The sequence below is a fragment of the Thalassotalea sp. G2M2-11 genome, from assembly GCF_017168195.1.
Lineage (GTDB): Bacteria > Pseudomonadota > Gammaproteobacteria > Enterobacterales > Alteromonadaceae > Thalassotalea_E.
In genome coordinates this window covers 1-1,710 of the sequence record NZ_JADNYL010000010.1, presented here as the reverse complement: position 1 = coordinate 1,710, position 1,710 = coordinate 1, and the positions used below count along the sequence as shown (strand labels likewise).

1 rRNA gene is annotated in these 1,710 nt (G+C 50.3%); it reads right to left on the bottom strand.

The features are described 5' to 3' along the window. Positions 1-53: 53 nt before the first annotated feature. A 16S ribosomal RNA gene (locus IV514_RS17340) occupies positions 54-1,594 on the bottom strand. Positions 1,595-1,710 lie beyond the last annotated feature (116 nt).

Genomic DNA, 1,710 nt, shown 5'->3' with positions numbered 1-1,710 from the left:
TTTCGTTATCATACAATTTGTGTGAACACTCAACACAACTTAATTCGTCAAGATAAGGAGGTGATCCAACCCCAGGTTCCCCTAGGGTTACCTTGTTACGACTTCACCCCAGTCATGAATCACAAAGTGGTAATCGTCCTCCCGAAGGTTAGACTAACTACTTCTTTTGCAACCCACTCCCATGGTGTGACGGGCGGTGTGTACAAGGCCCGGGAACGTATTCACCGTAGCATTCTGATCTACGATTACTAGCGATTCCGACTTCATGGAGTCGAGTTGCAGACTCCAATCCGGACTACGACGTACTTTGTGTGATTCGCTCCACCTCGCGGTATCGCTGCACTCTGTATACGCCATTGTAGCACGTGTGTAGCCCATCCCGTAAGGGCCATGATGACTTGACGTCGTCCCCACCTTCCTCCGGTTTATCACCGGCAGTCTCCTTAAAGTTCCCGCCATTACGCGCTGGCAAATAAGGATAGGGGTTGCGCTCGTTGCGGGACTTAACCCAACATTTCACAACACGAGCTGACGACAGCCATGCAGCACCTGTCTCAGAGTTCCCGAAGGCACTAATCTATCTCTAGAAAATTCTCTGGATGTCAAGGGATGGTAAGGTTCTTCGCGTTGCATCGAATTAAACCACATGCTCCACCGCTTGTGCGGGCCCCCGTCAATTCATTTGAGTTTTAACCTTGCGGCCGTACTCCCCAGGCGGTCAACTTAGCGCGTTAGCTACGCTACCCACGTTTCAAGAACACAGACAGCTAGTTGACATCGTTTACGGCGTGGACTACCAGGGTATCTAATCCTGTTTGCTCCCCACGCTTTCGTGCCTCAGCGTCAGTATTTGTCCAGGTGGCCGCCTTCGCCACTGATGTTCCTTCCAATCTCTACGCATTTCACCGCTACACTGGAAATTCCACCACCCTCTACAATACTCTAGTTAGCCAGTTTCAAATGCAGTTCCGAGGTTGAGCCCCGGGATTTCACATCTGACTTAACTAACCGCCTACGCACGCTTTACGCCCAGTAATTCCGATTAACGCTCGCACCCTCCGTATTACCGCGGCTGCTGGCACGGAGTTAGCCGGTGCTTCTTCTGTCGCTAACGTCACAGGTGCAGCGTATTAAACTACACCCTTTCCTCACGACTGAAAGTGCTTTACAACCCGAAGGCCTTCTTCACACACGCGGCATGGCTGCATCAGGGTTTCCCCCATTGTGCAATATTCCCCACTGCTGCCTCCCGTAGGAGTCTGGGCCGTGTCTCAGTCCCAGTGTGGCTGATCATCCTCTCAAACCAGCTAGAGATCGTCGCCTAGGTAAGCCATTACCTTACCTACTAGCTAATCTCACTTGGGCTAATCTAAAGGCAAGAGGCCCGAAGGTCCCCCTCTTTGGTCCGTAGACATTATGCGGTATTAGCAGTCGTTTCCAACTGTTGTCCCCCACCTCAAGGCATATTCCCAAGCATTACTCACCCGTCCGCCGCTCGTCAGCAGATAGCAAGCTATCTCTGTTACCGCTCGACTTGCATGTGTTAAGCCTGCCGCCAGCGTTCAATCTGAGCCATGATCAAACTCTTCAATTAAAAAATCGTTTGTGAAGCCTAAGCTTCGACTCAATGAATTCTGTACATATAAAACTTTATAGTTTTGTATGAACTTGCTCACTGAGTTAATTGCGCTACCCGAAGGTAACTTTTTT